The 23,471-nt window shown below is 68.1% G+C and carries 23 protein-coding genes; 10 read left to right on the top strand and 13 right to left on the bottom strand.

Annotated elements, in window-relative coordinates; all coding sequences use genetic code 11:
• Positions 1-251 precede the first annotated feature (251 nt).
• A complete protein-coding gene (lexA, locus tag PK606_RS13510) occupies positions 252-917 on the bottom strand; it encodes a transcriptional repressor LexA (protein ID WP_324564733.1) in 666 nt (221 codons plus the stop codon).
• Between the two features lie 566 nt (positions 918-1,483).
• On the opposite strand from lexA, the gene PK606_RS13505 reads away from it, so the two are divergent.
• Positions 1,484-1,897, top strand: coding sequence for a CAP domain-containing protein (locus PK606_RS13505; protein ID WP_324564732.1), 414 nt, complete (start codon positions 1,484-1,486; stop codon positions 1,895-1,897).
• Positions 1,898-2,005: 108 nt separating this feature from the next.
• Here PK606_RS13505 and adk read toward each other — a convergent pair whose 3' ends face one another.
• From adk to PK606_RS13470, 7 genes are all read right to left on the bottom strand, one after another.
• The gene (gene adk, locus PK606_RS13500; protein ID WP_324564731.1) at positions 2,006-2,662 is read right to left on the bottom strand and encodes an adenylate kinase; all 657 of its coding nucleotides are present in this window, start codon (positions 2,660-2,662) and stop codon (positions 2,006-2,008) included.
• 159 nt (positions 2,663-2,821) lie between these two features.
• Entirely contained in the window at positions 2,822-3,574 is a 753-nt protein-coding gene (kdsB, locus tag PK606_RS13495) for a 3-deoxy-manno-octulosonate cytidylyltransferase (RefSeq protein WP_324564730.1), read from the bottom strand.
• Positions 3,574-3,783, bottom strand: coding sequence for a Trm112 family protein (locus PK606_RS13490; RefSeq protein ID WP_324564729.1), 210 nt, complete (start codon positions 3,781-3,783; stop codon positions 3,574-3,576). The genes kdsB and PK606_RS13490 overlap by 1 nt, the downstream gene beginning before the upstream one ends.
• Positions 3,784-3,797: 14 nt before the next feature.
• Positions 3,798-4,166, bottom strand: coding sequence for a VOC family protein (locus PK606_RS13485; RefSeq protein ID WP_324564728.1), 369 nt, complete (start codon positions 4,164-4,166; stop codon positions 3,798-3,800).
• On the bottom strand, positions 4,163-5,206 hold the full coding sequence (gene lpxK / locus PK606_RS13480; protein WP_324567522.1) for a tetraacyldisaccharide 4'-kinase: 1,044 nt from the start codon (positions 5,204-5,206) through the stop codon (positions 4,163-4,165). The genes PK606_RS13485 and lpxK overlap by 4 nt, the downstream gene beginning before the upstream one ends.
• A 7-nt stretch (positions 5,207-5,213) precedes the next feature.
• The gene (locus PK606_RS13475; RefSeq protein WP_324564726.1) at positions 5,214-5,642 is read right to left on the bottom strand and encodes an ExbD/TolR family protein; all 429 of its coding nucleotides are present in this window, start codon (positions 5,640-5,642) and stop codon (positions 5,214-5,216) included.
• Positions 5,639-6,295 carry a MotA/TolQ/ExbB proton channel family protein gene (locus PK606_RS13470; protein WP_324564725.1) on the bottom strand — a complete coding sequence of 219 codons (657 nt, stop codon included), beginning with the start codon at positions 6,293-6,295 and terminating at the stop codon, positions 5,639-5,641. The genes PK606_RS13475 and PK606_RS13470 overlap by 4 nt, the downstream gene beginning before the upstream one ends.
• 407 nt (positions 6,296-6,702) lie before the next feature.
• Between PK606_RS13470 and xseA the strand changes: the two genes are divergently transcribed.
• Positions 6,703-8,079: an exodeoxyribonuclease VII large subunit gene (gene xseA / locus PK606_RS13465; RefSeq protein WP_324564724.1), complete on the top strand. Its 1,377-nt coding sequence runs from the start codon at positions 6,703-6,705 to the stop codon at positions 8,077-8,079.
• 84 nt (positions 8,080-8,163) lie between these two features.
• Positions 8,164-8,745: a superoxide dismutase gene (locus tag PK606_RS13460; protein ID WP_324564723.1), complete on the top strand. Its 582-nt coding sequence runs from the start codon at positions 8,164-8,166 to the stop codon at positions 8,743-8,745.
• Positions 8,746-8,880: 135 nt separating this feature from the next.
• On the opposite strand, the gene PK606_RS13455 is transcribed toward PK606_RS13460, so the two are convergent.
• The gene (locus PK606_RS13455) at positions 8,881-9,381 is read right to left on the bottom strand and encodes a hypothetical protein (protein WP_324564722.1); all 501 of its coding nucleotides are present in this window, start codon (positions 9,379-9,381) and stop codon (positions 8,881-8,883) included.
• 442 nt (positions 9,382-9,823) lie between these two features.
• On the opposite strand from PK606_RS13455, the gene PK606_RS13450 reads away from it, so the two are divergent.
• Positions 9,824-11,281 carry a DASS family sodium-coupled anion symporter gene (locus tag PK606_RS13450; RefSeq protein WP_324564721.1) on the top strand — a complete coding sequence of 486 codons (1,458 nt, stop codon included), beginning with the start codon at positions 9,824-9,826 and terminating at the stop codon, positions 11,279-11,281.
• Positions 11,282-11,540: 259 nt separating this feature from the next.
• Positions 11,541-13,775, top strand: a complete 2,235-nt coding sequence (locus tag PK606_RS13445; RefSeq protein ID WP_324564719.1) for an NADP-dependent isocitrate dehydrogenase — start codon at positions 11,541-11,543, stop codon at positions 13,773-13,775.
• 76 nt (positions 13,776-13,851) lie between these two features.
• Here the strand turns inward: PK606_RS13445 and PK606_RS13440 are convergent, their stop codons facing one another.
• Positions 13,852-14,325 carry a DUF192 domain-containing protein gene (locus PK606_RS13440; RefSeq protein WP_324564718.1) on the bottom strand — a complete coding sequence of 158 codons (474 nt, stop codon included), beginning with the start codon at positions 14,323-14,325 and terminating at the stop codon, positions 13,852-13,854.
• Positions 14,326-14,532: 207 nt separating this feature from the next.
• Here PK606_RS13440 and icd point away from each other — a divergent pair, with 207 nt between their 5' ends.
• Positions 14,533-15,786, top strand: a complete 1,254-nt coding sequence (gene icd / locus PK606_RS13435; protein WP_324564717.1) for an NADP-dependent isocitrate dehydrogenase — start codon at positions 14,533-14,535, stop codon at positions 15,784-15,786.
• Positions 15,787-15,856: 70 nt separating this feature from the next.
• Here the strand turns inward: icd and PK606_RS13430 are convergent, their stop codons facing one another.
• Complete coding sequence (locus PK606_RS13430; RefSeq protein WP_324564715.1) at positions 15,857-16,126, bottom strand: cold-shock protein; 270 nt, start codon at positions 16,124-16,126, stop codon at positions 15,857-15,859.
• A gap of 186 nt (positions 16,127-16,312) precedes the next feature.
• Between PK606_RS13430 and clpS the strand changes: the two genes are divergently transcribed.
• Positions 16,313-16,690, top strand: a complete 378-nt coding sequence (gene clpS, locus PK606_RS13425) for an ATP-dependent Clp protease adapter ClpS (RefSeq protein WP_324564735.1) — start codon at positions 16,313-16,315, stop codon at positions 16,688-16,690.
• Positions 16,691-16,807: 117 nt separating this feature from the next.
• Positions 16,808-19,147, top strand: coding sequence for an ATP-dependent Clp protease ATP-binding subunit ClpA (clpA, locus tag PK606_RS13420; RefSeq protein ID WP_324564714.1), 2,340 nt, complete (start codon positions 16,808-16,810; stop codon positions 19,145-19,147).
• A gap of 62 nt (positions 19,148-19,209) precedes the next feature.
• On the opposite strand, the gene PK606_RS13415 is transcribed toward clpA, so the two are convergent.
• Entirely contained in the window at positions 19,210-20,160 is a 951-nt protein-coding gene (locus PK606_RS13415; protein ID WP_324564712.1) for an NAD-dependent epimerase/dehydratase family protein, read from the bottom strand.
• A gap of 265 nt (positions 20,161-20,425) precedes the next feature.
• Here PK606_RS13415 and sbcB point away from each other — a divergent pair, with 265 nt between their 5' ends.
• Complete coding sequence (gene sbcB, locus PK606_RS13410) at positions 20,426-21,883, top strand: exodeoxyribonuclease I (RefSeq protein WP_324564710.1); 1,458 nt, start codon at positions 20,426-20,428, stop codon at positions 21,881-21,883.
• Between the two features lie 7 nt (positions 21,884-21,890).
• Here sbcB and PK606_RS13405 read toward each other — a convergent pair whose 3' ends face one another.
• The gene (locus PK606_RS13405) at positions 21,891-22,436 is read right to left on the bottom strand and encodes a redoxin family protein (protein WP_324564709.1); all 546 of its coding nucleotides are present in this window, start codon (positions 22,434-22,436) and stop codon (positions 21,891-21,893) included.
• A 94-nt stretch (positions 22,437-22,530) separates the two neighbouring features.
• Here PK606_RS13405 and PK606_RS13400 point away from each other — a divergent pair.
• A partial coding sequence (locus tag PK606_RS13400) for a TrpB-like pyridoxal phosphate-dependent enzyme (protein ID WP_324564708.1) occupies positions 22,531-23,471 on the top strand: 941 nt, incomplete at its 3' end.

Here is a 23,471-nt window from a genome sequence, read left to right as displayed (position 1 = left end):
GACTTGGACAGAAGATGTGAACATTTGTTCCCTAAATTACTGACTTATGAGTAATCGGCCAGTTGGATGACATTCGTTCCCATGCAAAACCTTTCAAGGACTGAGGTTGGACACAGGCGAGATTGATGCGGACGGACGCAGTGCCTCCGTCCATCGCGCTGCCGCAGGGTGTGGACGAAAGAGCGCGTGAGCCGCGTCTTTCATCTGCACGCCCGCCACCTGCGGCGGCGCGAGAAAAAAGCAGGAAGACGCTACATCAGCATGCTGTTGCGGATTAGGCCGACCGCCAGGCCCTCGATCTCGAACGGCTCGCCCGGGCGTACCACGATGGTGGGGTAGTCGGGGTTCTCGGCGTGCAGTTCGATCTGGTTCTTGTGGCGGTGAAAGCGCTTGACGGTGACTTCGTCGCCCAGGCGCGCCACCACGATCTGGCCGTTGCGCGCATCGCGCGTGATCTGCACCGCCAGCAGGTCGCCGTCCATGATGCCGGCGTCCCGCATCGACATGCCGCGCACGCGCAGCAGGTAGTCGGGCCGTTGGGCGAACAGGGTGGGTTCGACGTGGTAGGTGCGGTCGACATGTTCCTGCGCCAGCACCGGCGAACCGGCGGCTACGCGGCCGACCAGCGGCAGCGCCAACTGCCCCATGCGCGGCAGCGGCAGGCTGAACAGGTCGCCGCGCGCGCTGCTGCGGCTGGCGCCCTTGAGCCGGATGCCGCGCGAGGTGCCGCTGACCAGATCGATCACGCCCTTGCGCGCCAGCGCCTGCAGGTGCTCCTCGGCGGCGTTGGCGGACCGGAAACCCAGTTGCGTGGCGATCTCGGCGCGCGTCGGCGGTGCGCCGGTGCTGGCGATGGCATCCTGCACCAGTTGCAGGACCTGCTGCTGGCGGGCGGTGAGCTTGGGCGCGTCGTTCATGGCAGGTGGAGGTTGCGGACCTGTGTTGATATCCAGTACCTGTATTTTTAGACAGTTTTGTCGAAAACGCAAGCGGTCTGTGCGCACGCCAGCTTGACTGCGCTTGCAAGTGTTTCGAGCACGGCGACACATTTACCAGGCTTTTCGCGCAGTCGATGCTTGCAACGCCGCGTTGGCCGTAGGGTGTCCGGATGCTCGCCATAATCCGCCGCCATCGGACGTGACGGACGCCGACTAGACGACAAGGAAACAAGATGAGATCCAGACAGGCCGCCCGGCGATTGGCGGCGCTGACCTTGGTGTGCGCGGCGCTGACGGCGTGCGGAGGTGGTGGCGAATCGGGGCCAGATTCCACGATGGCCGGTGCGCCGGCCGCTCCCGCCGCGATGCCAGAGGTTGGCGCTGGTCCAGTGCCGAGCCCGGCGCCGGCGTCAGCAGCCACACCCACCACACCCACGGCACCGACACAGGAACAGGTACCGATAGAACAGGTGCCGCCAGCGCCTGCGCCGGTCACCGTGCCGGCGCCGCCCACGCCGCCGGCGGGCGTGACTGCCTGTGGCGATATGACGCAGCTGCTGGCCGCGATCAACGAGTTCCGGTCGCAGCCGCGCTCCTGTGCCTCGGGCCCGCAGCCGGCAGCCGCCGCACTGCGGTGGAGCACCGCGCTGGCGGAGGCGGCCAGCCGGCACGCTTATGACATGGCGCGTGGCGACTTCTTCTCGCACATCGGCTCGGACGGCAGCAGCGCCACCGAGCGCGTGGCCGCGGTCGGCTATGGCTGGTTCGCGGTGGCCGAGAACATCGGCGCCGGTTATGCCTCAGCGGCGGACGCGGTGAATGGCTGGATCGGCAGCCGCAGCGGCCATTGCGAAGCGCTGATGAATCCGGCGTTCACTGAAATCGGCGGCGCCTGCGGCTACGGCGCCGGGACCGAGTACGGTCGTTACTGGACGATCGACCTGGCCGGGAAACGCTGAGCCAGGCCCGGGCGCTCGCGCGGCGGCGCCGACAGTGGTGGGTGTGGCTGCACGAGGAGCCCGCCCGCCGCATGAAGCCGGTCGCGGCTTGCACACCCGGTGAGGCGGTCAGCTGGCCAGGGCCTGCAGGGCGCGCGCCGTGATCTCCTCGACCGTGCCGGTGCCGCTGATCGAGCGGTACTTGGGCGCGGCGGCCGGCTCAAGCTTGGCCCAGTTGCCGTAGTAGTCGACCAGCGGGCGCGTCTGCTGGCTGTAGACCTCGAGGCGCTTGCGCACGGTTTCTTCCTTGTCGTCGTCGCGCTGCACCAGCGGCTCGCCGGTGACGTCGTCCTGGCCTTCCACCTTGGGCGGGTTGAACTTGACGTGGTAGGTGCGGCCCGAGGCCGGGTGGCTGCGGCGCCCGCTCATGCGCTCGATGATGGCGTCGAAGGGCACGTCGATCTCCAGCACGTAGTCGAGCTTGACACCGGCCTCCTTCATCGCCTCGGCCTGCGGGATGGTGCGCGGGAAGCCATCGAACAGGAAGCCGTTGGCGCAGTCGGCTTGCGTTATGCGCTCCTTCACCAGGTTGATGATCAGCTCGTCGCTGACCAGGCCGCCGGACTCCATCACGCTCTTGGCCTGCAGGCCCAGCGGCGTGCCGGCCTTGACGGAGGCGCGCAGCATGTCACCGGTGGAGATCTGGGGGATGCCGTACTTCTGGCAGATGAAAGCGGCTTGCGTGCCTTTGCCGGCGCCGGGGGCGCCCAGAAGAATCAGTTTCATCGTGTTCCTCGGGTGGATTGGCGTGGATGCGGGTACGTGCGGCGCGTGCCGTGCCCCGGCGGTGGTTTGGAATCAAGGTTTGGAATCAAGAATAGCACGCGCTCCCGTGCGCGGGGCTGACAAGCCGTGGTGGAAACCGGGGCGGAAACGGCTGCGGCGTCAGGCGAACCGGGCCCGCACGCGGGCCAGGTCCTCGGGTGTGTCGACGCCGGGGCCGGGCGCATCCGCCGCGACGTGGACGGCGATCCGGTGGCCATGCCAGAGTGCGCGCAACTGCTCCAGCGCCTCGCACTGCTCCAGCGGCGCCGGCGGCAGCGTCGGGAAGCGACGCAGGAAGCCGGCGCGGTAGGCATAGATGCCGATGTGGCGCAGCGGCGCCGGCTGTGTCGGCAGCGCCGTGATGCCATGGGCGAAGCCGTCGCGCCACCAGGGCAGCGGCGCGCGGCTGAACAGCAGTGCCATGCCCTGGGCGTCGGTGACCAGCTTGACCACGTTCGGGTTGCTGAACTCCTCGAGGCTGCCGATGGCGTGCGCGGCGGTCGCCATCTGCGCCTGCGGCCGGGCCTGCAGCAGATCCGCGACGGCGTCGATCAGGCCAGGATCGATCAGCGGCTCGTCCCCCTGCACGTTGACCACGATGTCGTCGCCATCCAGGCCGAGCTGCTCGCAGGCCTCAGCCAGCCGGTCGCTGCCACTCGGGTGGTCGGCGCGCGTGGCCAGCGCCCGCACGCCGTGGGCGGCGCAGGCATTGAGGATTTCCGGCGCATCGGCGGCCACCAGCACCTGCGCCGCACCCGAGCCTTCGGCGCGCTCGGCCACCCGCACGATCATCGGCTTGCCGGCGATGTTGGCCAGCGGCTTGTTCGGCAGCCGGGTGGAGGCCAGCCGCGCCGGGATCAGGACGGTGAACATCAGCTCACCAGCGGCGTGCGCTTGGGCAACTGCTCCAGTTCCTCGTCGGACAGCGCGCGCGCCTCGTTCTCCAGCATGATCGGGATGCCGTCGCGGATCGGGTAGGCGAGGCGGGCCGAGCGCGAGATCAACTCGTTCTTCTCGCGGTCGAGGTCGAGCGGACCCTTGGTGACGGGGCAGACCAGCAGTTCGAGCAGTTTCGGATCCATGGGCGGGCTCTCAATCAAGGGTAGACGCTGACCTCGATCAGATTGCCGTCGGGGTCGTTGAAATAAACGGACTGGATCGGCCCGGTGGCACCGGACTTGGCGACCGGCCCTTCGAGCAGCGGCACGTTCTCGGCGCTCAACTGCGCCACGACGCGCTCGAGCGGCCAGTGGCTGATCAGGCACAGATCGCCCGAACCGACGCCGGCGTGATTGCGCGTTTCCATGCCCAGGGTCTGCACGTTGATCTTCTGCTGGCCGAACCGCAGCGCGCGCCGGCCGCCGGCGAAGCTCACCGCTTCCATGCCCAGCACGCGCTGGTAGAAGGCCACCGAGCGTTCGATGTCGGCAACCGTGAGAACGACGTGGTCGATGTGCGAGATCATGGGCGCGTGTCGGCGGGCTTGCGAGGATGATAGTCGCGAGCGGCCAGGCGTTCATCGAGCGCGGCGAAGAAGGCCGGTGGAACCTCGAGTTCCAGCAGCACGGCGAGCGCGTCGGGGCGGTGACGCCACAGCTTGAGGGCGTCCTTCTCGGTGCACAGCAGCGTGCCAGGGGGCAGGGCGGCGGCCAGTTGCTCGTCGTAGGCAGCGTGGTCGGGCAGGGCAACGGTGGCGCCGAGCGGCAGTCCGGCTGCGCGCAGCATGTCGAAGAAGGCTTGCGGACGGGCGATGCCGGCGACCGCCACCGGCCGCTGATCGCGCAGGTCGGCAAGCGCAACCCGCGCACCGTCGGCGCGCCGCGCGTGCTCAGCCAGCGCACGCCGGCCGCGGTGTGCGCTGGCGCCGGCGGGCAGGACCACCTCGCCGTCTGGCTCGGTGTGCAGCACCAGATCCACCGCGCGCGGCCAGGGCTCGCGCAGCGGCCCGGCCGGCAGCAGCCAGCCGTTGCCGATGCCGCGCGCGTCGAATACGCAGATTTCCACGTCGCGCGCCAGCGGCAGATGCTGCAGGCCGTCGTCGCAGACCAGGATGTCGGTGCCGGGGTGCGCCGCCAGCAGCGCCCGGCCGGCCTCGGCGCGCCGGGCGGCCACGAACACCGGCGCGCCGGTGCGCCGGCGCAGCAGCAGCGGTTCGTCGCCGACCTGGCGCGGGTCGCTGTCGGGCAGCACCTCGCGGCAATCGCCGGTGGCGCGGCCATGGCCGCGCGACAGGATGCCGGGACGCCAGCCGCGCGTCTGCAGGTGCTGCACCAGCGCCAGCGTGGTGGGGGTCTTGCCGGCGCCGCCGGCGACCACGTTGCCGACCACGATCACGGGCACCGGCAGCCGGGTGCGCTGTTGCCCGCTCCGGTACCGGGCCCGGTGCAGCGCCACCAGCGCGCCGTACAGCCGCGACAGCGGCCACAGCGCGCACGCCAGCGGTCCGCGCCGCGTCCAGCCGTTCACCACGGCACGCGACAGGGCCGATCGCACGGAGCCGGCCATGGTGGCGTCAGCGCGCGCCGTCGGCCAGCGCAGCGCTGGCCTGCGCGGCGAATGTCAGCTGCGTCAGGCCTTCGCGGCGCGCGGCATCCATCACGGTGATCACGGCCTGCACCGGCGCGGCGGCGTCGGCGCTGATGATGAGCACGCTGCCTTCCGACGAGCCCGCGCGCAGCGCGGCGGCCACAGCTTCTACGCTGCGGCCTTCCAGTGGCGTCCGGTTGACGGCGTAGCGGCCGTCAGCGGCCACGGCGACCACGATCTCCCGCGGCCGGTCACGCTGCGCGTCGGCATCGGCCACCGGCAGGCTCAGCTGCAGTTCGGTGAACTTGTTGTAGGTGGTGGTCAGCATCAGGAAGATCAGGATCACCAGCAGCACGTCGATGAACGGGATCAGGTCGATCCCCGGGTCTTCCGGCCGGCGCGCACTGAACTTCACCGCATCAGCTCCGGCTGGCCGGCGCCGCTGCACAGCGGCTCCAGGTGGCGCGCGAAGCGCTCGGCCGCCAGTTCCAGCGCCAGCACGTAGCCGTCGACGCGGGCGCGGAAATAGCGCCAGAAGATCAGCGCCGGAATGGCGATGATCAGCCCGAACGCGGTGTTGTAGAGCGCGATCGAGATGCCGTGCGCCAGCCGCGCCGGGTCGCCGCCCGAGAGCGTGCCGGCCGGCGCCTGCGAGCCGAAGATCTCGATCATGCCGATCACCGTGCCGAGCAGGCCCAGCAGCGGCGCCGCCGAGGCAATGGTGGCCAGCGCCGGCAGGTAGCGCTCGAGCCGGTGCGCGACCTGGCGGCCGGCCGCTTCCATGGCGGCGCGCAGCTCGGCCGGGCTGCAGCGCGGGTTGTCGTGCAGGGCGCGCCAGCCGGCCGCCAGCACCTCGCCCAGCGCCGAATGCTCGGCCAGCCGGTCGACGATCTCCAGTGCCGGCACGCCGTGGCGCGACACGCCCATGCAGTCGTCGACCAGCCGCGGCGTCAGGATGCGGCTGGTCTTCAGCTGCACGAAGCGTTCGATGATGAAGGCCAGCGCCAGCACGGAGCACAGGATCAGCGGCCAGATCGGCCAACCGGCGGCTTGTATGATCGAAAGCAAGGCTGGTTCTTTCCGTCGAGGCGGCGGGTTTACTGGACCCAGCCCGCCGTCGCTCCGCAGGAGCGCGGGTCATTATGAACCAGCCGCCGGCCATGCCGACACTGCCGGCCCGGTGTGTTGCGGCGGCGTTCGCGGGGCTGGCCGGGAGTCGGTGGCCGAGTCGGCCGGTTCATGCACACAATCTGTGGATAACTTTGTGAAGAACGCCTGCCGGAACACCCCGAAGGCACGCAATGACGGGCTCCGTGACGCTTTGATGACCTTTTGGGCAGAAGAAAACCTTTGAAAATCAAGCGCTTGGACGTGTATACGTGCTCTCCGGCCGATTGCGACAGCTTCGTTTCAGTTTGGATCGTGCTGTGGAGTAGTGCCGTGCCGCCCAATGCGCGAACCGGCCGCCAGACCGCATGAATACTGGCTTTCCGCCGCCAGATCCTGCAACGGCGCCGCGCGTGTGGCAGGTTGGGGCGCTGACGCGCGCCGTCGCTGACGCGCTGGAGGCGCGCTTCAATCCGGTCGCGGCGCGTGGCGAGATTTCGGGCTTCTCGCGCGCCGCCAGCGGGCATTGCTATTTCGCGCTCAAGGACGATCGCGGGCAGTTGCGCTGCGCCATGTTCCGCCGCGCCGCCGGCCTGCTGGATTTCGCGCCGCGCGAGGGCGACGAGGTCGAGGTGCGTGGGCGCCTGTCGGTCTACGAGCCGCGCGGCGATCTGCAGCTGGTGGTCGAATCGATGGCGCGCGCCGGGCAGGGCGCGCTGTTCGAGCAGTTCCTGCGCCTCAAGGCCAAGCTGGAAGCCGAGGGCCTGTTCGACGCCGGACGCAAGCGCGCGCTGCCCGCAATGCCGCGTGGCATCGGCGTGGTGACCTCGCTCGGCGCCGCCGCCCTGCGCGATGTGCTGCATGCGCTGGCGCGGCGCCTGCCGCACGTGCCGGTGCTGCTGGCGCCGGCGGCGGTGCAGGGGGCTGGTGCGCCGGGCGAGCTGCGCCAGGCGCTGCAGCGCCTGTACGCGCTGGCGACCGATGCTGCTGCGCCGCCGATCGACGTCATCCTGCTGGTGCGCGGCGGCGGCTCGATCGAGGATCTGTGGGCCTTCAACGACGAGCAGCTGGCGCGCAGCATCGTCGCCAGCCCGGTGCCGGTGGTCAGCGGCGTCGGTCACGAGACCGATTTCACCATCGCCGACTTCGTCGCCGACCTGCGCGCGCCGACGCCGACCGCCGCCGCCGAACTGGTCGGCGCGCCGCGCGAGCAGTGGCTGGCCGAGCTGCAGGCACGCCAAGAGCGCCTAGCCCGCGCGCTGCGTCGCCGGCTGGATGCCGAGGCGCAGCGGCTGGACTGGCTCGTCAGCCGCCTGGGCCGACCGTCGGCGGCGCTGGCGGACGAGCGCCGGCGCCTGGACCGTGCAGCCCAGCGCCTGCGCCACGCCGTGGTGCTGCGGCTGGAGCGCGAGCGCGGCCAGCTCGCGCGCTGGACGGAACGCCTGCCGCGCACCGTCGCGCCCGCGTTGACGACCGAGCGGGCGCGCCTGCAGCGCCTGGCCGAGCGTCTGCCGGTCGCTGTGGCCCAGCCCCTGGGCGCCGCGCGTGAACGGCTGGAGCGCTCCACGTTGCGGCTGTCGCTGCTGGACCCGCACCTGGTGTTGGAACGCGGCTATGCGTGGCTGGAGGATGAGGCCGGCATACCCATCACCCGGGCCGCGCAGACGCAGCCCGGCCAGCGGCTGGCCGCGACCCTTGCCGATGGCAAGGTTGATGTTTCGGTGGTCACACCGCGTTCGCGCTGAGTTCCTACAATGGATGCGCACGGAGCGACCTATCATCGGCCGCTCCATCCTGCATTGACAACTGACAACGAAAGGACAACCGACATGGAACGCACCCTGCCCCCGCTGCCTTACGCCATCGACGCGCTGGCACCCCACTACAGCCAGGAAACCCTGGAATACCACCACGGCAAGCACCACAAGGCCTACGTCGACAAGCTCAACGAGCTGCAGAAAGGCACCGAGTTCGAGAACATGGCGCTCGAGGATGTGGTCAAGAAGTCCAGCGGCGGCATGTACAACCAGGCCGCCCAGATCTGGAACCACACCTTCTTCTGGAACTGCATGAAGCCGCAGGGCGGCGGCGAGCCCAGCGGCGCGGTGGCCGACGCCATCAAGAAGAAATGGGGCTCGGTGGCCGACTTCAAGAAGGCCTTCGTCGCCAGCGCCGGAGCCAACTTCGGCAGCGGCTGGACCTGGCTGGTCAAGAAGGCCGACGGCTCGCTCGACATCGTCAACATGGGCGCCGCTGGTACCCCGCTGACCACCGGCGACGCCCCGGTGCTCACGGTGGACGTGTGGGAGCACGCCTACTACATCGACTACCGCAACGCGCGCGCCAAGTTCGTCGAGACCTTCTTCGACAAGCTGGTCAACTGGGACTTCGCGGCCAAGAACTTCGGCTGATCGGGCGGCCTGCCCGCGCCCGACAAGAGCCACCGCAAGGTGGCTTTTTTCATCGGGCAGGGTACGGCTCCAGGCCCCTGGTCCGGCGGCAGCGGGCCGCGCGCTTGGCGCGGCCATGAACCGACGGCGGTCAGGTCAGAGATACCGGCACTGATCCTCCTTGTTGCCCTGCACGAGGTTGCCGCCGCCGGTGGGCGCCGGGCGGTTCGACTTGCACTGCAGGTTGCCGTCGACGCGGTTGTTGGTCACGCTCTGGGCGCCATGGTTCTCGAACAGCTGGATGTCACCCTTGACGTCGACGCCGTCGATGCTGGCGCCACCGCCCTGCTTGAACTGCACGCTGCCGCCGACCGCGCCACCGGCGAGGATGATGGCGCGGTGGTTCTCGGCCTGCACGTTGCCGCCGATGAGCGCGTCGTGTGCTGCCAGCGAGGCGCCGGACTCGACCTTCACGTTGCCGTCCACGCGGGTGCCGGCCAGCGTGCACGCCAGCCCGCTGGGCACTTTCACGTCACCGTCGATCGAGACGGCGTCGATGCGGCCGTAGCACTCGGTTTCGTCGGCATGGGCGACGCCGACACCCAGGGTCAGGGCGGCCAGCGTGGCGATCAGGGTGGAGCGATGCAGTCGTTTCATGGGGTTCTCCTTGCGAGGGGCGTATGGGGTGGTGGCCTGGGGCCGGATCCGCGGGCCACGCCGATTGCCCGGTCAGGATCCAAGGGGCATGGCGGTTCGATGCAAGCGTCCTTCTCCAGGCCGGTGACATCTGCCGCCGCCACACCTCTCGCCCTGACAACGTGTGCACGAACAGGTGTATTCCGGCGGATCGGGCAACCACGTGTAATGCCAGGCGCCAATTGAAACCGGGCCCGGACGCAGCACCACATGCCGCGACCGGGTACGCACCGGACGCCAAGTTGCGTGGAATGGACGGCCTGAGTTCCACGCAGAAAAACCTTGACAAGCGTCAAATTTGCGCGCGGACGCCGGCGTGACGATAAAGACCCTCCCCACAGTGTGCTCTGGCCACTAAGCAGGCACGTGGTGCGGGCCAACGGGTTCCAAGCAAGGAGAGCACATGGGCTTCAAACCGGTTCCTGCGGTGATTGCGATCGCCATCGGGCTGTTGATCTGGTTCGTCATTCCGGTGCCTGCCGGCGTCACGGCCAATGCCTGGCATCTGCTGGCGCTGTTCGTGGGCACCATCGCGGCTATCATCGGCAAGGTGATGCCGATCGGCGCGCTGTCGATGGTGGCGATCGCCCTGGTGGCTGTCACCGGCGTCACCAACGACAAGCCGGCCGGCGCCATCGGCGATGCGCTGTCGAGCTTCTCCAATTCGCTGATCTGGCTGATCGGCGTGTCGATCATGATTTCGCGCGGCATCATCAAGACCGGGCTGGGCGCGCGCATCGGCTACCTGTTCATCGCCGTGTGGGGCCGCAAGACCGTGGGCATCGCCTATTCACTGGCGCTGTCGGAGCTGATCCTGGCGCCGGTGACGCCCAGCAACACGGCGCGCGGCGGCGGCATCATCCACCCGATCATGCGTGCCATCGCGGGCAGCTACGACTCCGATCCGGAGCAGGGCACCCAGGGCCGCATCGGCCGCTATCTCGCGCTGACCAACTACCACGCCAACCCGATCACCTCGGCCATGTTCATCACCGCCACCGCGCCCAACCCGCTCGTGGTCAAGCTGATCGCCGATGTGACCGGCGCGCAGATCCAGTTGTCGTGGGGTACCTGGGCGCTGGCCATGCTGCTGCCGGGCGTGGTAGCGATGCTGCTGATGCCGCTGGTCGTCTACTGGCTGTATCCGCCCGAGATCAAGAGCACGCCGAACGCGGCGCAGTTCGCCGTCGAGCGGCTGCGCGAGATGGGCCCGGTGACCCGCGGCGAGTTCATCATGCTGGGCGTGTTCTTCGTGCTGCTGGCGCTGTGGGCCGGCCTGCCGGCTTTCGTCCTAGGCCCGGGCGCGGTGATCGATCCGACCACCACTGCCTTCATCGGGCTGGCGCTGTGCCTGATCTCCGGCGTGCTGAGCTGGGACGACGTGATCAAAGAAAAGAGCGCCTGGGACACCATCATCTGGTTCGGCGCGCTGGTGATGATGGCCACCTTCCTCAACAAGCTGGGCCTGATCGCCTGGTTCGCCAAGAGCATCGAGACCGGCATCGGCAGCCTGGGCCTGGGCTGGGTGGGCGCGACGTCCCTGCTGATGCTGGCCTACCTGTACGCGCACTACGCCTTCGCCAGCACCACCGCGCACATCACCGCCATGTTCGCGGCCTTCTACGCCGCCGGTCTGGCGCTTGGTGCGCCGGCGCTGCCGTTCGCGCTGATCATGGCGGCGGCGTCGAACATCATGATGACGCTGACACACTACGCCACCGGCACCTCGCCGGTGATCTTCGGCTCGGGCTACGTCACCCTGGGCGAATGGTGGAAGACCGGCTTCGTGATGAGCGTGGTGCTGATCATCGTCTGGCTGGTGGTGGGCGTCGCTTGGTGGAGGGTGCTGGGCTACTTCTGAGATCCGGTCGCGAAGCCGGCGCGCGGCGCGTGGCCGGTGGCGGTGCGGCGATCGATCGCCGGCGGTGCCGATGCGGAGTGCCAGCGCCATTTGGATGGTTTGCCGGGGGCCAGTCGCGGCCGGGCTGCGCGTTTGCCACAATACGCCAGCCCCCTGGCCCGACTTGTGAGCTTCGGGTCAGGAATGCGTGCCAAGATGGCGTGCCGCCCCGTTTCGGGGCGCGGCGCCGTGCCTGAAAACGATAACCGGAGAGACACCCATGAGCGACAAGCCATCCACCATCGTCTACACGCTGACCGACGAGGCGCCCCTGCTGGCGACCGCGTCGTTCCTGCCTATCATCCAGACCTTCGCCGCCCCGGCCGGCGTCGACGTCACCACCAGCGACATCTCGGTGGCCGGCCGCATCCTGGGCCAGTTCCCGGAATACCTGAGCGAGGCGCAGCGGGTGCCCGACAACCTGGCCGAACTGGGCAAGCTGACGCACGATCCCGATGCCAACATCATCAAGCTGCCCAACATCAGCGCCTCGGTGGCGCAGCTGATGGCCGCCGTCAAGGAACTGCAGGACAAGGGCTACGCGATCCCCGACTTCCCGGAGCAACCGAAGGACGACAAGGAAAAGGAGATCCGCGCGCGCTACAACAAGTGCATCGGCTCGGCCGTCAACCCGGTGCTGCGCGAGGGCAACTCGGACCGCCGCGCGCCCAAGGCGGTGAAGGAATACGCGCGCAAGAACCCACACAGCATGGCCGAATGGAGCCAGGCCTCGCGCAGCCACGTTTCGCACATGCACCACGGCGACTTCTACAGCGGCGAGAAGTCGATGACGCTGGACAAGGCGCGCGACGTGAGGATGGAGCTGATCACCAAGAGCGGCAAGACCATCGTGCTCAAGGAGAAGATTGCGCTGCAGGAGCGGGAGGTGATCGACTCGATGTTCATGAGCAAGAAGGCGCTGCTCGACTTCTACGAGAAGCAGATCGAGGACGCGCACAAGACCGGCGTCATGTTCTCGCTGCACGTCAAGGCGACCATGATGAAGGTCTCGCACCCGATCGTGTTCGGCCACTGCGTGAAGATCTTCTACAAGGAAGCCTTCGAGAAGCACCAGAAGCTGTTCGACGAGCTGGGCGTCAACGTCAACAACGGCATGGTCGATCTGTACAACAAGATCGAGGCGCTGCCGCAGAGCCTGCAGGACGAGATCAAGCGCGACCTGCACGCCTGCCACGAGAACCGGCCCGAGCTGGCGATGGTCGATTCCAGCAAGGGCATCACCAACTTCCATTCGCCCAACGACGTCATCGTCGATGCCTCGATGCCGGCCATGATCCGCAACGGCGGCAAGATGTGGGGCGCCGACGGCCGCCTGAAGGACGTCAAGGCGGTGATGCCCGAGAGCACCTTCGCCCGCATCTACCAGGAGATGATCAACTTCTGCAAGTGGCACGGAGCGTTCGATCCGCGCACCATGGGCACCGTGCCCAACGTCGGCCTGATGGCGCAGCAGGCCGAGGAATACGGCTCGCACGACAAGACCTTCGAGATCCCGGAGGACGGCGTCGCCAATTTCACCGACATCGCCACCGGCGAAGTGCTGATGAGCCAGGACGTGGAAGCCGGCGACATCTGGCGCATGTGCCAGGTCAAGGACGCCGCCATCCGCGACTGGGTCAAGCTGGCCGTCACGCGCGCGCGCAACTCGGGCATGCCGGTGGTGTTCTGGCTCGACCCCTACCGCCCGCACGAGAACCAGCTCATCACCAAGGTCAAGATGTACCTGCACGAGCACGACACCGAGGGCCTCGACATCCAGATCATGAGCCAGGTGCGCGCCATGCGCTACACGCTCGAGCGCGTGATCCGCGGCCTCGACACCATCAGCGCCACCGGCAACATCCTGCGCGACTACCTGACCGATCTGTTCCCGATCATGGAGCTCGGCACCAGCGCCAAGATGCTGTCGATCGTGCCGCTGATGGCCGGCGGCGGCATGTACGAGACCGGCGCCGGCGGCTCGGCGCCCAAGCACGTGCAGCAGCTGGTGGAGGAGAACCACCTGCGCTGGGATTCGCTGGGCGAATTCCTGGCGCTGGCGGTGAGCCTGGAGGATCTGGGCATGAAGACGGGCAACGGCAAGGCCAAGCTGCTGTCCACGACGCTGGACGCGGCCACCGGCAAGCTGCTCGACAACAACAAGGGGCCGTCACCCAAGACCGGCCAGCTCGACAACCGCGGCAGCCAGTTCTACCTGGCGCTGTACTGGGCGCAGGCGCTGGCGGCGCAGACCGAGGACGCCGAGCTGGCCGCCAAGTTCGCGCCGCTGGCCAAGGCGCTGGCCGACAATGAGCAGAAGATCGTGCAGGAGCTGACCGAGATCCAGGGCAAGTCGGTCGACATCGGCGGCTACTACCAGCCCGATCCGGCCAAGCTGTCGGCGGTGATGCGCCCGAGCCCGACCTTCAACCAGGCGCTGCAATCGATCGCCTGAAGCACCGCACCCAGGCCAGAACCAACCAAGGGCGCCGATCCGGCGCCCTTTGTCTTGCCGGCCGGGCTGCGCGTGCTCAGCGCCGCGCCTCGAACACCTTGCCGCCCAAGGATGTGCCGGCCTTCAGCTTGCGCTGCGCGAACCAGCCCTGGTTCATCTCCAGCACGTAGCGCACCGGCTCGCTCGAGCAGTGGCTGCGTTCATCCAGCGGCTGCATGTCGGCCAGGTTGACGATGCGGCCGTCGTCGGCCACGAAGGCGGCGGTCAGCGGGATCAGCGTGTTCTTCATCCAGAAACACTGCACCGACGGCTGCTCGAAGATGAACAGCATGCCCTCGTGCTGCGGCATCTCCTTGCGGTGCATCAGCCCGGTCTGGCGCTGCGGATGCGTCGCGGCGATCTGGGCGTCGATGCGGTGCATGCCCACGGTGAGCGTGGTGCGCGGCAGATCGAGCTGCGGCTGGCCGATCGGCGCCAGCTGCGCGAAGGCGGACGCGCAGGGCAGGGCGGCAAGGGCGATCAACAGGCGGCGACGGGTGGCTGGGCGCATGGCGGGTGCTGTCGGGTTGGAACGAGAACTGGGATCGGGATGCCGCCGAAAGGTTCGGCTGGCGCTGGCGTGCGCCGGATTGTCGCCGCAGCCCGTGGGCGGCTTCGACCGTGGCTAGAATGAATCTCGCATACCCGGCCCTGTCCGATGCACCACACCGTGCGACCGGCAGGCGATCCAGGCCCATCATTCGGAGACTCCTTTTCCATGTACCAGCACATCCAGGTGCCCTCGGGCGGCCAGAAGATCACCGTCAACCCCGACTCCTCGCTCCGGGTGCCGGATCAGCCGATCATTCCGTTCATCGAAGGCGATGGCACCGGCGTCGACATCACGCCGGTGATGATCAGGGTGGTCGATGCAGCGGTCGAGAAATGCTATGGCGGGAGTCGCAGGATCCACTGGATGGAGGTCTACGCCGGCGAGAAGTCGACCCAGGTCTACGGTCCCGACGTCTGGCTGCCGGAGGAAACCCTGGCAGCGCTGAAGGAATACGTGGTGTCGATCAAGGGCCCGCTGACGACGCCGGTTGGCGGCGGCATCCGCTCGCTCAACGTGGCACTGCGCCAGGAGCTGGACCTGTACGTCTGCCTGCGCCCGGTGCAGTACTTCCAGGGCGTGCCTTCGCCCGTGAAGGAACCGCAGAAGATCAACATGGCGATCTTCCGCGAGAACTCGGAAGACATCTACGCCGGCATCGAGTGGGAAGCCAAGAGCCCGCAGGCACAGAAGCTGATCCGCTTCCTGACCGATGAAATGGGCGTGCGCAAGATCCGCTTCCCCGAGACCTCGGGCATCGGCGTCAAGCCGGTGTCGATCGAGGGCACCGAGCGCCTGGTGCGCAAGGCGATCCAGTACGCGATCGACAACGACAAGCCCAACGTCACCCTGGTGCACAAGGGCAACATCATGAAGTACACCGAGGGTGGCTTCCGCGACTGGGGCTACGCGCTGGCGCAGCGCGAGTTCGGCGCCGAACTGCTCGACGGCGGGCCGTGGTGCAAGTTCAAGAACCCGAAGACCGGCAAGGACATCATCGTCAAGGATGCGATCGCCGACGCCTTCCTGCAGCAGATCCTGCTGCGCCCGGCCGAGTACAGCGTAATCGCCACGCTGAACCTCAACGGCGACTACATCAGCGACGCGCTGGCGGCGCAGGTGGGCGGCATCGGCATCGCGCCCGGCGCCAACATGAGCGATTCGGTGGCCTGCTTCGAGGCCACGCACGGCACCGCGCCCAAGTACGCCGGCAAGGACTACGTCAACCCCGGCTCCGAGATCCTGAGTGCCGAGATGATGCTGCGCCACATGGGCTGGACCGAGGCCGCCGACAAGATCATCGAATCGATGGAAGCGGCGATCCAGAGCAAGAAGGTCACCTACGACTTCGCGCGCCTGATGGACGGCGCGACCCAGGTCAGCTGCTCGGGTTTCGGCGAGGTGATGATCGCGCAGATGTGAGGCGCCGGCCGCGCGCCGGACAAGCAAAAGCCCGGGACCGGCCCGGGCTTTTTGCTGGCGACCGGCTTGCTCAGTTCGGCGCCGGCGCGGACGCGCCACCCGGTCCCGCCGGCTGCGCCGCCACGCCATCGCCAGCCGGCTCGGCGCGGATGTTGATCGCCAGCAGGCCCTTGGGGCCCTGGTTGACCTCGTAGCTGACGCGGGCGCCCTCCTTCAGCGTCTTGAATCCGTCCATGTCGATGGCCGAGAAGTGCGCGAACACATCCGGCCCGCCGCCATCCGGCTCGATGAATCCAAATCCCTTCAGGTCATTGAACCACTTGACTTTTCCTGCAGGCATGAGGGTCTCCTTCCTTGACTTCCATCCTTCATCCTGGCAAGTGTGCTGTAACGACTTTGCGCTTGTCAACCGACGCACGGGCAAACCCGATGCCGGCGGCGCCGGTGCGGACCCGCTTGGGAAAGCCTGATGCACCCCCATTTCCATCCGATGCGCCGACTGCCGGCGCAGGGGCAGATCGATAGAATGATTTTCATGGCGACATTCAACGTGACCCGACCACCGGCCCGCCCGGGCCCGCTGGTGCCCACGCGGCAGCCCGATGGCGGCGGCGAAGTCGTGCTCGAGCGCGTGCCGCAGAAGGTCAAGCCGCCGCAGATGTACCAGGTCGTGATGCTGAACGACGACTACACGCCGATGGAGTTCGTGGTGGTGGTGATCCAGGAGTTCTTCGGCAAGGATCGCGAGACGGCGACCCAGATCATGCTGAAGATCCACCTCGACGGCAAAGGCGTGTGCGGCGTGTACTCGCGCGACGTCGCCGCCACCAAGGTCGACCAGGTGCTGGACGCCGCCAAGCAGGACGGCCATCCGCTGCAGTGCGTCAGCGAACCGGTCGAATAGCGCGGTCCGCCAAACGGGAGATCATGGCGTTGATTGAATATGAACGAACTTCCCCCATCTGCTACTGTCGAAGCCTCAGGAAAGTCGTAAGCTTGAGGCGCTAAAGGAAACCACACCATGATTGCCCAGGAACTGGAAGTCAGCCTCCACATGGCCTTCGTAGAGGCCCGGCAGCAGCGCCACGAATTCATCACCGTGGAGCATCTGCTGCTGGCGCTGCTGGATAACCCCAGCGCGGCCGAGGTCTTGCGCGCGTGCTCCGCCAACATCGACGACCTGCGCAAGTCGCTCACCAACTTCATCAAGGACAACACGCCCCAGGTGGCCGGTACCGACGACGTCGACACCCAGCCGACGCTGGGCTTCCAGCGCGTGATCCAGCGCGCCATCATGCATGTGCAGAGCACCGGCAATGGCAAGAAGGAAGTCACCGGCGCCAACGTGCTGGTGGCGATCTTCGGCGAGAAGGATTCGCACGCCGTCTACTACCTGCACCAGCAGGGCGTGACGCGCCTGGACGTGGTCAACTTCATCGCCCACGGTATCCGCAAGAGCGATCCGCCCGAAGCCGCCAAGCCGGCCGAGGGGCAGCAGGGCGGCAGCGGCGAAGGCGAACCCGAAGGCGGCGAGAAGAGCGAGAAGGCCTCGCCGCTGGAGCAGTTCGCCGTCAACCTGAACCAGAACGCCAAGGAAGGCAAGATCGATCCGCTGATCGGGCGCGACTACGAGGTCGAGCGCACCATCCAGATCCTGTGCCGTCGGCGCAAGAACAACCCGCTGCTGGTGGGCGAGGCCGGCGTCGGCAAGACCGCCATCGCCGAAGGCCTGGCCTGGCGCATCACCGAGGGCAGCGTGCCCGAGGTGCTGGCGGACGCCACCGTGTACGCGCTCGACATGGGCGCGCTGCTGGCCGGCACCAAGTACCGCGGCGACTTCGAACAGCGCCTGAAGGGTGTGCTGAAGAACCTCAAGGACAAGCCGAACGCGATCCTGTTCATCGACGAGATCCACACCCTGATCGGCGCCGGCGCGGCCTCCGGCGGCACGCTGGATGCGTCCAACCTGCTGAAGCCCGCGCTGTCGTCCGGCGCGCTCAAGTGCATCGGGGCTACCACCTTCACCGAGTACCGCGGCATCTTCGAGAAGGATGCGGCGCTGTCGCGGCGCTTCCAGAAGGTCGACGTGGTCGAGCCCACGGTGGCCGAGACCGTCGACATCCTCAAGGGGCTCAAGAGCCGCTTCGAGGAGCACCACGCGGTCAAGTACGCCAACGCGGCGCTGCAGGCGGCGGCCGAACTGTCGGCCAAGTACATCACCGACCGGCACCTGCCCGACAAGGCCATCGACGTCATCGACGAGGCCGGTGCGGCGCAGCGCATCGCGCTGGCGAGCAAGCGCAAGAAGACCATCGGCAAGCACGAGATCGAGGAGATCGTCGCCAAGATCGCCCGCATCCCGCCGGCCAGCGTCAGCCACGACGACCGCAGCAAACTGCAGACGCTCGAGCGCGACCTGAAATCGGTGGTGTTCGGCCAGGATCAGGCGCTCGAAGTGCTGGCCGCCGCTGTCAAGATGGCGCGCTCAGGGCTAGGCAAGGGCGACAAGCCGATCGGCTCGTTCCTGTTCAGCGGCCCCACCGGCGTCGGCAAGACCGAGGCCGCCAAGCAGCTCGCCTACATCATGGGTGTGGAGCTGATCCGCTTCGACATGTCCGAGTACATGGAGCGCCACGCGGTCAGCCGCCTGATCGGCGCGCCGCCGGGCTACGTCGGCTTCGACCAGGGCGGCCTGATGACCGAGGCGATCAGCAAGAAGCCGCACTGCGTGCTGCTGCTCGACGAGATCGAGAAGGCGCACCCGGACATCTTCAACGTGCTGCTGCAGGTCATGGACCACGGCACGCTGACCGACAACAACGGGCGCAAGGCCGACTTCCGCAACGTCATCATCATCATGACGACCAACGCGGGCGCCGAGACCATGAACAAGGCCACCATCGGCTTCACCACGCAGCGCCAGGCGGGCGACGAGATGGCCGACATCAAGCGCCTGTTCACGCCCGAGTTCCGCAACCGGCTCGACGCCATCGTCAGCTTCAAGCCGTTGGACGAGAACGTCATCCTGCGCGTGGTCGACAAATTCCTGCTGCAGCTGGAGCAGCAGCTGGCCGAGAAGAAGGTCGAGGTCACCTTCATCGACAAGCTGCGCAAGTTCCTGGCCAAGAAGGGCTTCGATCCGCTGATGGGTGCGCGCCCGATGCAGCGCCTGATCCAGGACACCATCCGCAAGGCGCTGGCCGACGAACTGCTGTTCGGCCGCCTGACCGAGGGCGGGCGCCTGACGGTGGATCTGGACGACAAGGACGAGGTGCTGCTCGACATCACGCCCATCGCGAAGCGCGAGCGCAGCAAGGGTGCCGAACCGGCCGAGCCGGAAGAGGAAGTGGCGACCGACTGAGCCGCCGGCCCTGCTTCGGCATTCCAGCAGCCCGCCGCCCGGCGGGCTTTTTTTATGCCGGTTTATGCCGGCCGCAGCGACTCGACCATGCGCGCGATGCCTTCCTCGTACGGCGTCACGGCGAAGTCGGGGTAGCGCGCCATGAAGGCGGCGCTGCTGAACACGTAGTCCTGCCGGTTCTGGTAGAGCATCTCGTCGTACTCGCGCAGCACCGGCATGAAGAGCTTCAGCGCGCCGAGCAACGCCCGCGGCAGCACCTGGATGCGCTCCGGTGCACCCAGTAGGCGCGCCGACTGCGCCAGCAGCTGGCGCGGCGTGGGCGCCGGTTCGGCGGTCGGCAGGTGCCAGGCGCGCTGCCACGCGCCTTCGTCCAGCGCCAGGCGCACCAGGCCGCGCGCGGCGTCGGGCGTGTAGCTGAAGCTGTGGCGCGCGTCGGGATCGCCCAGCCATTGCGCGGCCTTGCCCTGGAGCTGCCGCTCGATGGCGGCGACGAACAGCGGCGACTGCCGCACGCCCGGTCCGTAGAAGTCGGCGCTGCGGCCGATCACCCAGCGCAGGCCGCGCTCCTCGCCGGCGCGGGACAGCAGGCGTGGCAGCTCGGCGCGCACCGCGCCCTTGCGCGAGGGCGGCTGCACCGGGTGATCCTCCTGCATCGGCACCCGCAGCGGCAGCGGGCCGTAGGCGTAGACGTTGTCGAAGAACACCAGCACCGCGCCGTGCGCCAGCGCAGCGTGGATCGCATGGTGCATGACGCGGGGCCAGTCGCGCTGCCACACGCGCCAGTCGTAGGGCAGGCCCAGGGTCAGGTACAGGTGCGTGGCGCCTTGCGTGGCAGCGTGCAACGCGCTGGCGTCGAGCGCGTCGACCTGCAGATGCGGATGGGCCGAGGTCTTGGCGTGGCGGCTGGCCAGCACCGCCGCTTGACCCAGGCGCGCCAGTTCGTCGGCCACGGCCTGGCCGATGACGCCGTCGCCGAGGATGACGTGGCGAGCGGATGGGGTGGCAGCGTTCATGCAGGTACTCGTGGTGGCTGGGTGGCAGCGCTGGATGGGCGTGCGATGGTCGGTATCGTTCGCGCACCTTCCGGGATGATCCAGCCCCGGTTGTGCCGCGGTCGCGCGATCCTGACGCCGATGCGATGCTGCGATTTCATTGTGACAGTGCGGCCGTCGCCGGGCCGTGAATCGCGGCAAGCAGTTCGGCGTTCTCAACCGCCTGGATCGATCCGGCGACCGATGACCGGCGTCGAAGCGCTTGGCGCGCGGCTATGCTCGCCGCATGGCCACGCACACTTTCCTCTGGCACGACTACGAAACCTTTGGCACCAATCCGCGCAGCGACTGGCCGGCGCAGTTCGCAGCCATCCGCACCGATGCGGGGCTGAACGAGGTCGGCGAGCCGCTGATGCTCTACTGCCAGCCGCCGACCGACCGCCTGCCGGCGCCCGAGGCCTGCCTGATCACCGGCATCACGCCGCAGGAATGCGCCGCCAGGGGCCTGCCGGAGCACGCCTTCGCCGAGCGTATCCACTCGGCGCTGGCCGAGCCCGGCACCATTGGCGTCGGCTACAACTCGATCCGCTTCGACGACGAGGTGACGCGCTTTCTGCTGTGGCGCAACCTGATCGAGCCCTACGGCCGTGAGTGGCAGCACGGTTGCGGGCGCTGGGATCTGCTCGACGTGATGCGCTGTGCCCACGCGCTGCGGCCCGAGGGCATCGAATGGCCGGCCGGCGAGGATGGCCACACCAGCTTCAAGCTGGAGCGCCTGTCTGCCGCCAACGGCCTGGCGCACGAGCGGGCGCACGACGCGCTGTCGGACGTGCGCGCCACCATCGCGCTGGCGCGCCTGCTGCGCGAGCGTCAACCCAGGCTGTTCGAGTTCTGCCTGTCGCTGCACAAGAAGGACCGGGTGGCGCAGGAGCTCGGCCTGCCGACCACGCTGCACGAGGCCCGGCCGTTCCTGCACGTCAGCGGCCGCTTTGGTGCCGCGCGTGGCTGCATCGCCGTGATGGCACCGCTGGCCATGCACCCAACCAACAAGAACGCGCTGCTGGCCTGGGACCTGGCCTTCGACCCGGCCGAACTCGCCGACCTGAAGGCCGACGAGGCGCGCGCGCGCCTGTTCACCGGCAGTGCCGACCTGCCCGAGGGCGTGACGCGGCTGCCGATCAAGGGCGTGCACCTGAACAAGTCGCCGATCGTGATCGGCAACATCCGGACCCTGCGGCTCGAACTGGCTGAGCGCTGGGGTATCGATCTGGCGCTGGCCGAACGGCACTTCGAGCATCTGCGCGCCTTGCCCGACCTCAGCCTGCTGTGGCCGCAGGTATACACACCGCCGACGGCCGAAGGCGCGCCGGACGTCGATGAGGATTTGTACGGGGGCTTCCTGGGCGATGCCGATCGCCGGCGCCTGGTGCGGCTGCGCGCACTCGATGCGAAGGAACTGGCGCTGGCGCGCACCGGCTTCGACGACGAGCGCCTGCCCGAGCTCCTGCTGCGCTACCGGGCGCGCAATTTTCCCGACACGCTGGGCGATGTCGAGCGCCGCCACTGGGACGCGCACCGCCGGGCGCGACTGATCGACGGCGCCGGCGGTGCGCTGACCATCCAGGGCCTGTTCGATCGGGTCGATGCGCTGGCCGAGACCGTCGATGACGAGCGCGGTCAGGGCGTGCTCGAAGCCCTGTACGAATGGGCTGAGCAACTCGTGCCAGATTGGGCACCGGATTAAGGCTCGCTCATGCGCGCAACGCCGCCCACCACAGCCGCAACCGCATGCCGATCTCACTCGTGTAGCCGACGCTGACGCCGCGCACCTGACCCCCGGCGTCGATGACGACGAAGGCCGGCACGGCGCCGATGCCGTACTGCTTGGTCAGCGCGCCGCGTGCGTCGACCACCGTGGGCCAGTCGAGGCCACGCCGGCCCAGCGCCTGCCGTACCGTCGCCACGTCGCCCGATTGCAGGGCGATCGTGAGCACCGGCCAGTCCTGGCCGACGCTGCTGACGTTGGGTTGCTGCAGCTTGCAGATCGGGCAGCTCTCGGACCAGAAGTTCAGCGCCACCGGGCGGCCTGGATGCGCTGCCCGCCATTGCGCCAGCGACAACTGCTGCCCGTCCTGCGCGCTGACCGCCGGCAAGGTGAAGGCGGGCGCCGGGCCGCTCGGCACCTCGCGCGTCTGCCACCACTGCGCGCCCAGCCACACCGCCAGCAGCAAGGCCAGCGTGATGCCGCGCTCGCGCCATTTGCGCGCCGGCGCGGGTGGCGGTGCGGTTTGAATCATCGGGTTTTCGCGCATGAATCTGGGTTTTTCTCGGCCGGATCGACGGGCATACTAAGTGATTCCGGCCCCCGTATGACACCAGAGGAGAACCGCGTTGAGCACCCAGACCAAATACCTGCTGCAGGAAAGCCAGATGCCCAAGTTCTGGTACAACATCCAGGCCGACCTGCCGGCGCCGCTGCCGCCGGTGCTGCACCCGGGCACCATGCAGCCGATCGGCCCGGACGACTTGGCGCCGCTGTTTCCGATGTCGCTGATCCTGCAGGAGGTGACCACCGAGCGCGAGGTCGAGATCCCCGAGCCGGTGCGCGAGGTGTTCAAGCTGTGGCGCCCGGCGCCGCTGTTTCGCGCCCACCGGCTCGAGCAGGTGCTGGGCACGCCGGCCAAGATCTTCTACAAGTACGAAGGCGTCAGCCCGGCCGGCAGCCACAAGCCCAACTCGGCCATCCCGCAGGCCTTCTTCAACAAGGAAGCCGGCGTCAAGCGCCTCACAACCGAGACCGGCGCCGGCCAGTGGGGTTCGTCGCTGGCCATGGCCGGGCAGATGTTCGGCCTCGACGTCACCATCTACCAGGTGCGCGTCAGCTACGACCAGAAGCCGTATCGCCGGGCGCTGATGGAGACCTATGGCGCGCGCTGCGTGCCCTCGCCCAGCAACGAGACCGAATACGGCCGCCGCGTGCTGGCCGAGCGCCCCGACCACCCGGGCAGCCTGGGCATTGCCATCAGCGAGGCGGTCGAGATCGCGGCACAGAACGAGGACACCAAGTACGCGCTCGGCAGCGTGCTCAACCACGTGCTGCTGCACCAGACCATCATCGGCCTGGAGGCGATGGAGCAGATGCACATGGCCGACGCCTGGCCCGACGTCATCGTCGGCTGCACCGGTGGCGGCAGCAACTTCGCCGGCCTGGCCTTTCCCTTCATCGGCCACGGCCTGCGCGGCGGCGCCAAGCCGCGCATCGTGGCGGTGGAGCCGGCCGCCTGCCCGAGCCTGACGCGCGGCAAGTACGCCTACGACTTCGGCGACACCGG

The organism is Ottowia sp. (assembly GCF_035444425.1).
In the GTDB taxonomy this organism is placed as follows: Bacteria; Pseudomonadota; Gammaproteobacteria; order Burkholderiales; family Burkholderiaceae_C; genus Ottowia.
The sequence above is the reverse complement of the archived record's forward strand: the minus strand, read 5'-3'. Positions and strand labels throughout refer to the sequence as shown.

Coding starts and splice junctions, on each gene's coding strand:
- lexA (WP_324564733.1), bottom strand. CDS start 917: ATGAACGACGCGCCCAAGCTCACCGCCCGCCAGCAGCAGGTCCTGCAA.
- PK606_RS13505 (WP_324564732.1), top strand. CDS start 1,484: ATGACGCAGCTGCTGGCCGCGATCAACGAGTTCCGGTCGCAGCCGCGC.
- adk (WP_324564731.1), bottom strand. CDS start 2,662: ATGAAACTGATTCTTCTGGGCGCCCCCGGCGCCGGCAAAGGCACGCAA.
- kdsB (WP_324564730.1), bottom strand. CDS start 3,574: ATGTTCACCGTCCTGATCCCGGCGCGGCTGGCCTCCACCCGGCTGCCG.
- PK606_RS13490 (WP_324564729.1), bottom strand. CDS start 3,783: ATGGATCCGAAACTGCTCGAACTGCTGGTCTGCCCCGTCACCAAGGGT.
- PK606_RS13485 (WP_324564728.1), bottom strand. CDS start 4,166: ATGATCTCGCACATCGACCACGTCGTTCTCACGGTTGCCGACATCGAA.
- lpxK (WP_324567522.1), bottom strand. CDS start 5,206: ATGGCCGGCTCCGTGCGATCGGCCCTGTCGCGTGCCGTGGTGAACGGC.
- xseA (WP_324564724.1), top strand. CDS start 6,703: ATGAATACTGGCTTTCCGCCGCCAGATCCTGCAACGGCGCCGCGCGTG.
- PK606_RS13460 (WP_324564723.1), top strand. CDS start 8,164: ATGGAACGCACCCTGCCCCCGCTGCCTTACGCCATCGACGCGCTGGCA.
- PK606_RS13455 (WP_324564722.1), bottom strand. CDS start 9,381: ATGAAACGACTGCATCGCTCCACCCTGATCGCCACGCTGGCCGCCCTG.
- PK606_RS13450 (WP_324564721.1), top strand. CDS start 9,824: ATGGGCTTCAAACCGGTTCCTGCGGTGATTGCGATCGCCATCGGGCTG.
- PK606_RS13445 (WP_324564719.1), top strand. CDS start 11,541: ATGAGCGACAAGCCATCCACCATCGTCTACACGCTGACCGACGAGGCG.
- PK606_RS13440 (WP_324564718.1), bottom strand. CDS start 14,325: ATGCGCCCAGCCACCCGTCGCCGCCTGTTGATCGCCCTTGCCGCCCTG.
- icd (WP_324564717.1), top strand. CDS start 14,533: ATGTACCAGCACATCCAGGTGCCCTCGGGCGGCCAGAAGATCACCGTC.
- PK606_RS13430 (WP_324564715.1), bottom strand. CDS start 16,126: ATGCCTGCAGGAAAAGTCAAGTGGTTCAATGACCTGAAGGGATTTGGA.
- clpS (WP_324564735.1), top strand. CDS start 16,313: ATGATTTTCATGGCGACATTCAACGTGACCCGACCACCGGCCCGCCCG.
- clpA (WP_324564714.1), top strand. CDS start 16,808: ATGATTGCCCAGGAACTGGAAGTCAGCCTCCACATGGCCTTCGTAGAG.
- PK606_RS13415 (WP_324564712.1), bottom strand. CDS start 20,160: ATGAACGCTGCCACCCCATCCGCTCGCCACGTCATCCTCGGCGACGGC.
- sbcB (WP_324564710.1), top strand. CDS start 20,426: ATGGCCACGCACACTTTCCTCTGGCACGACTACGAAACCTTTGGCACC.
- PK606_RS13405 (WP_324564709.1), bottom strand. CDS start 22,436: ATGATTCAAACCGCACCGCCACCCGCGCCGGCGCGCAAATGGCGCGAG.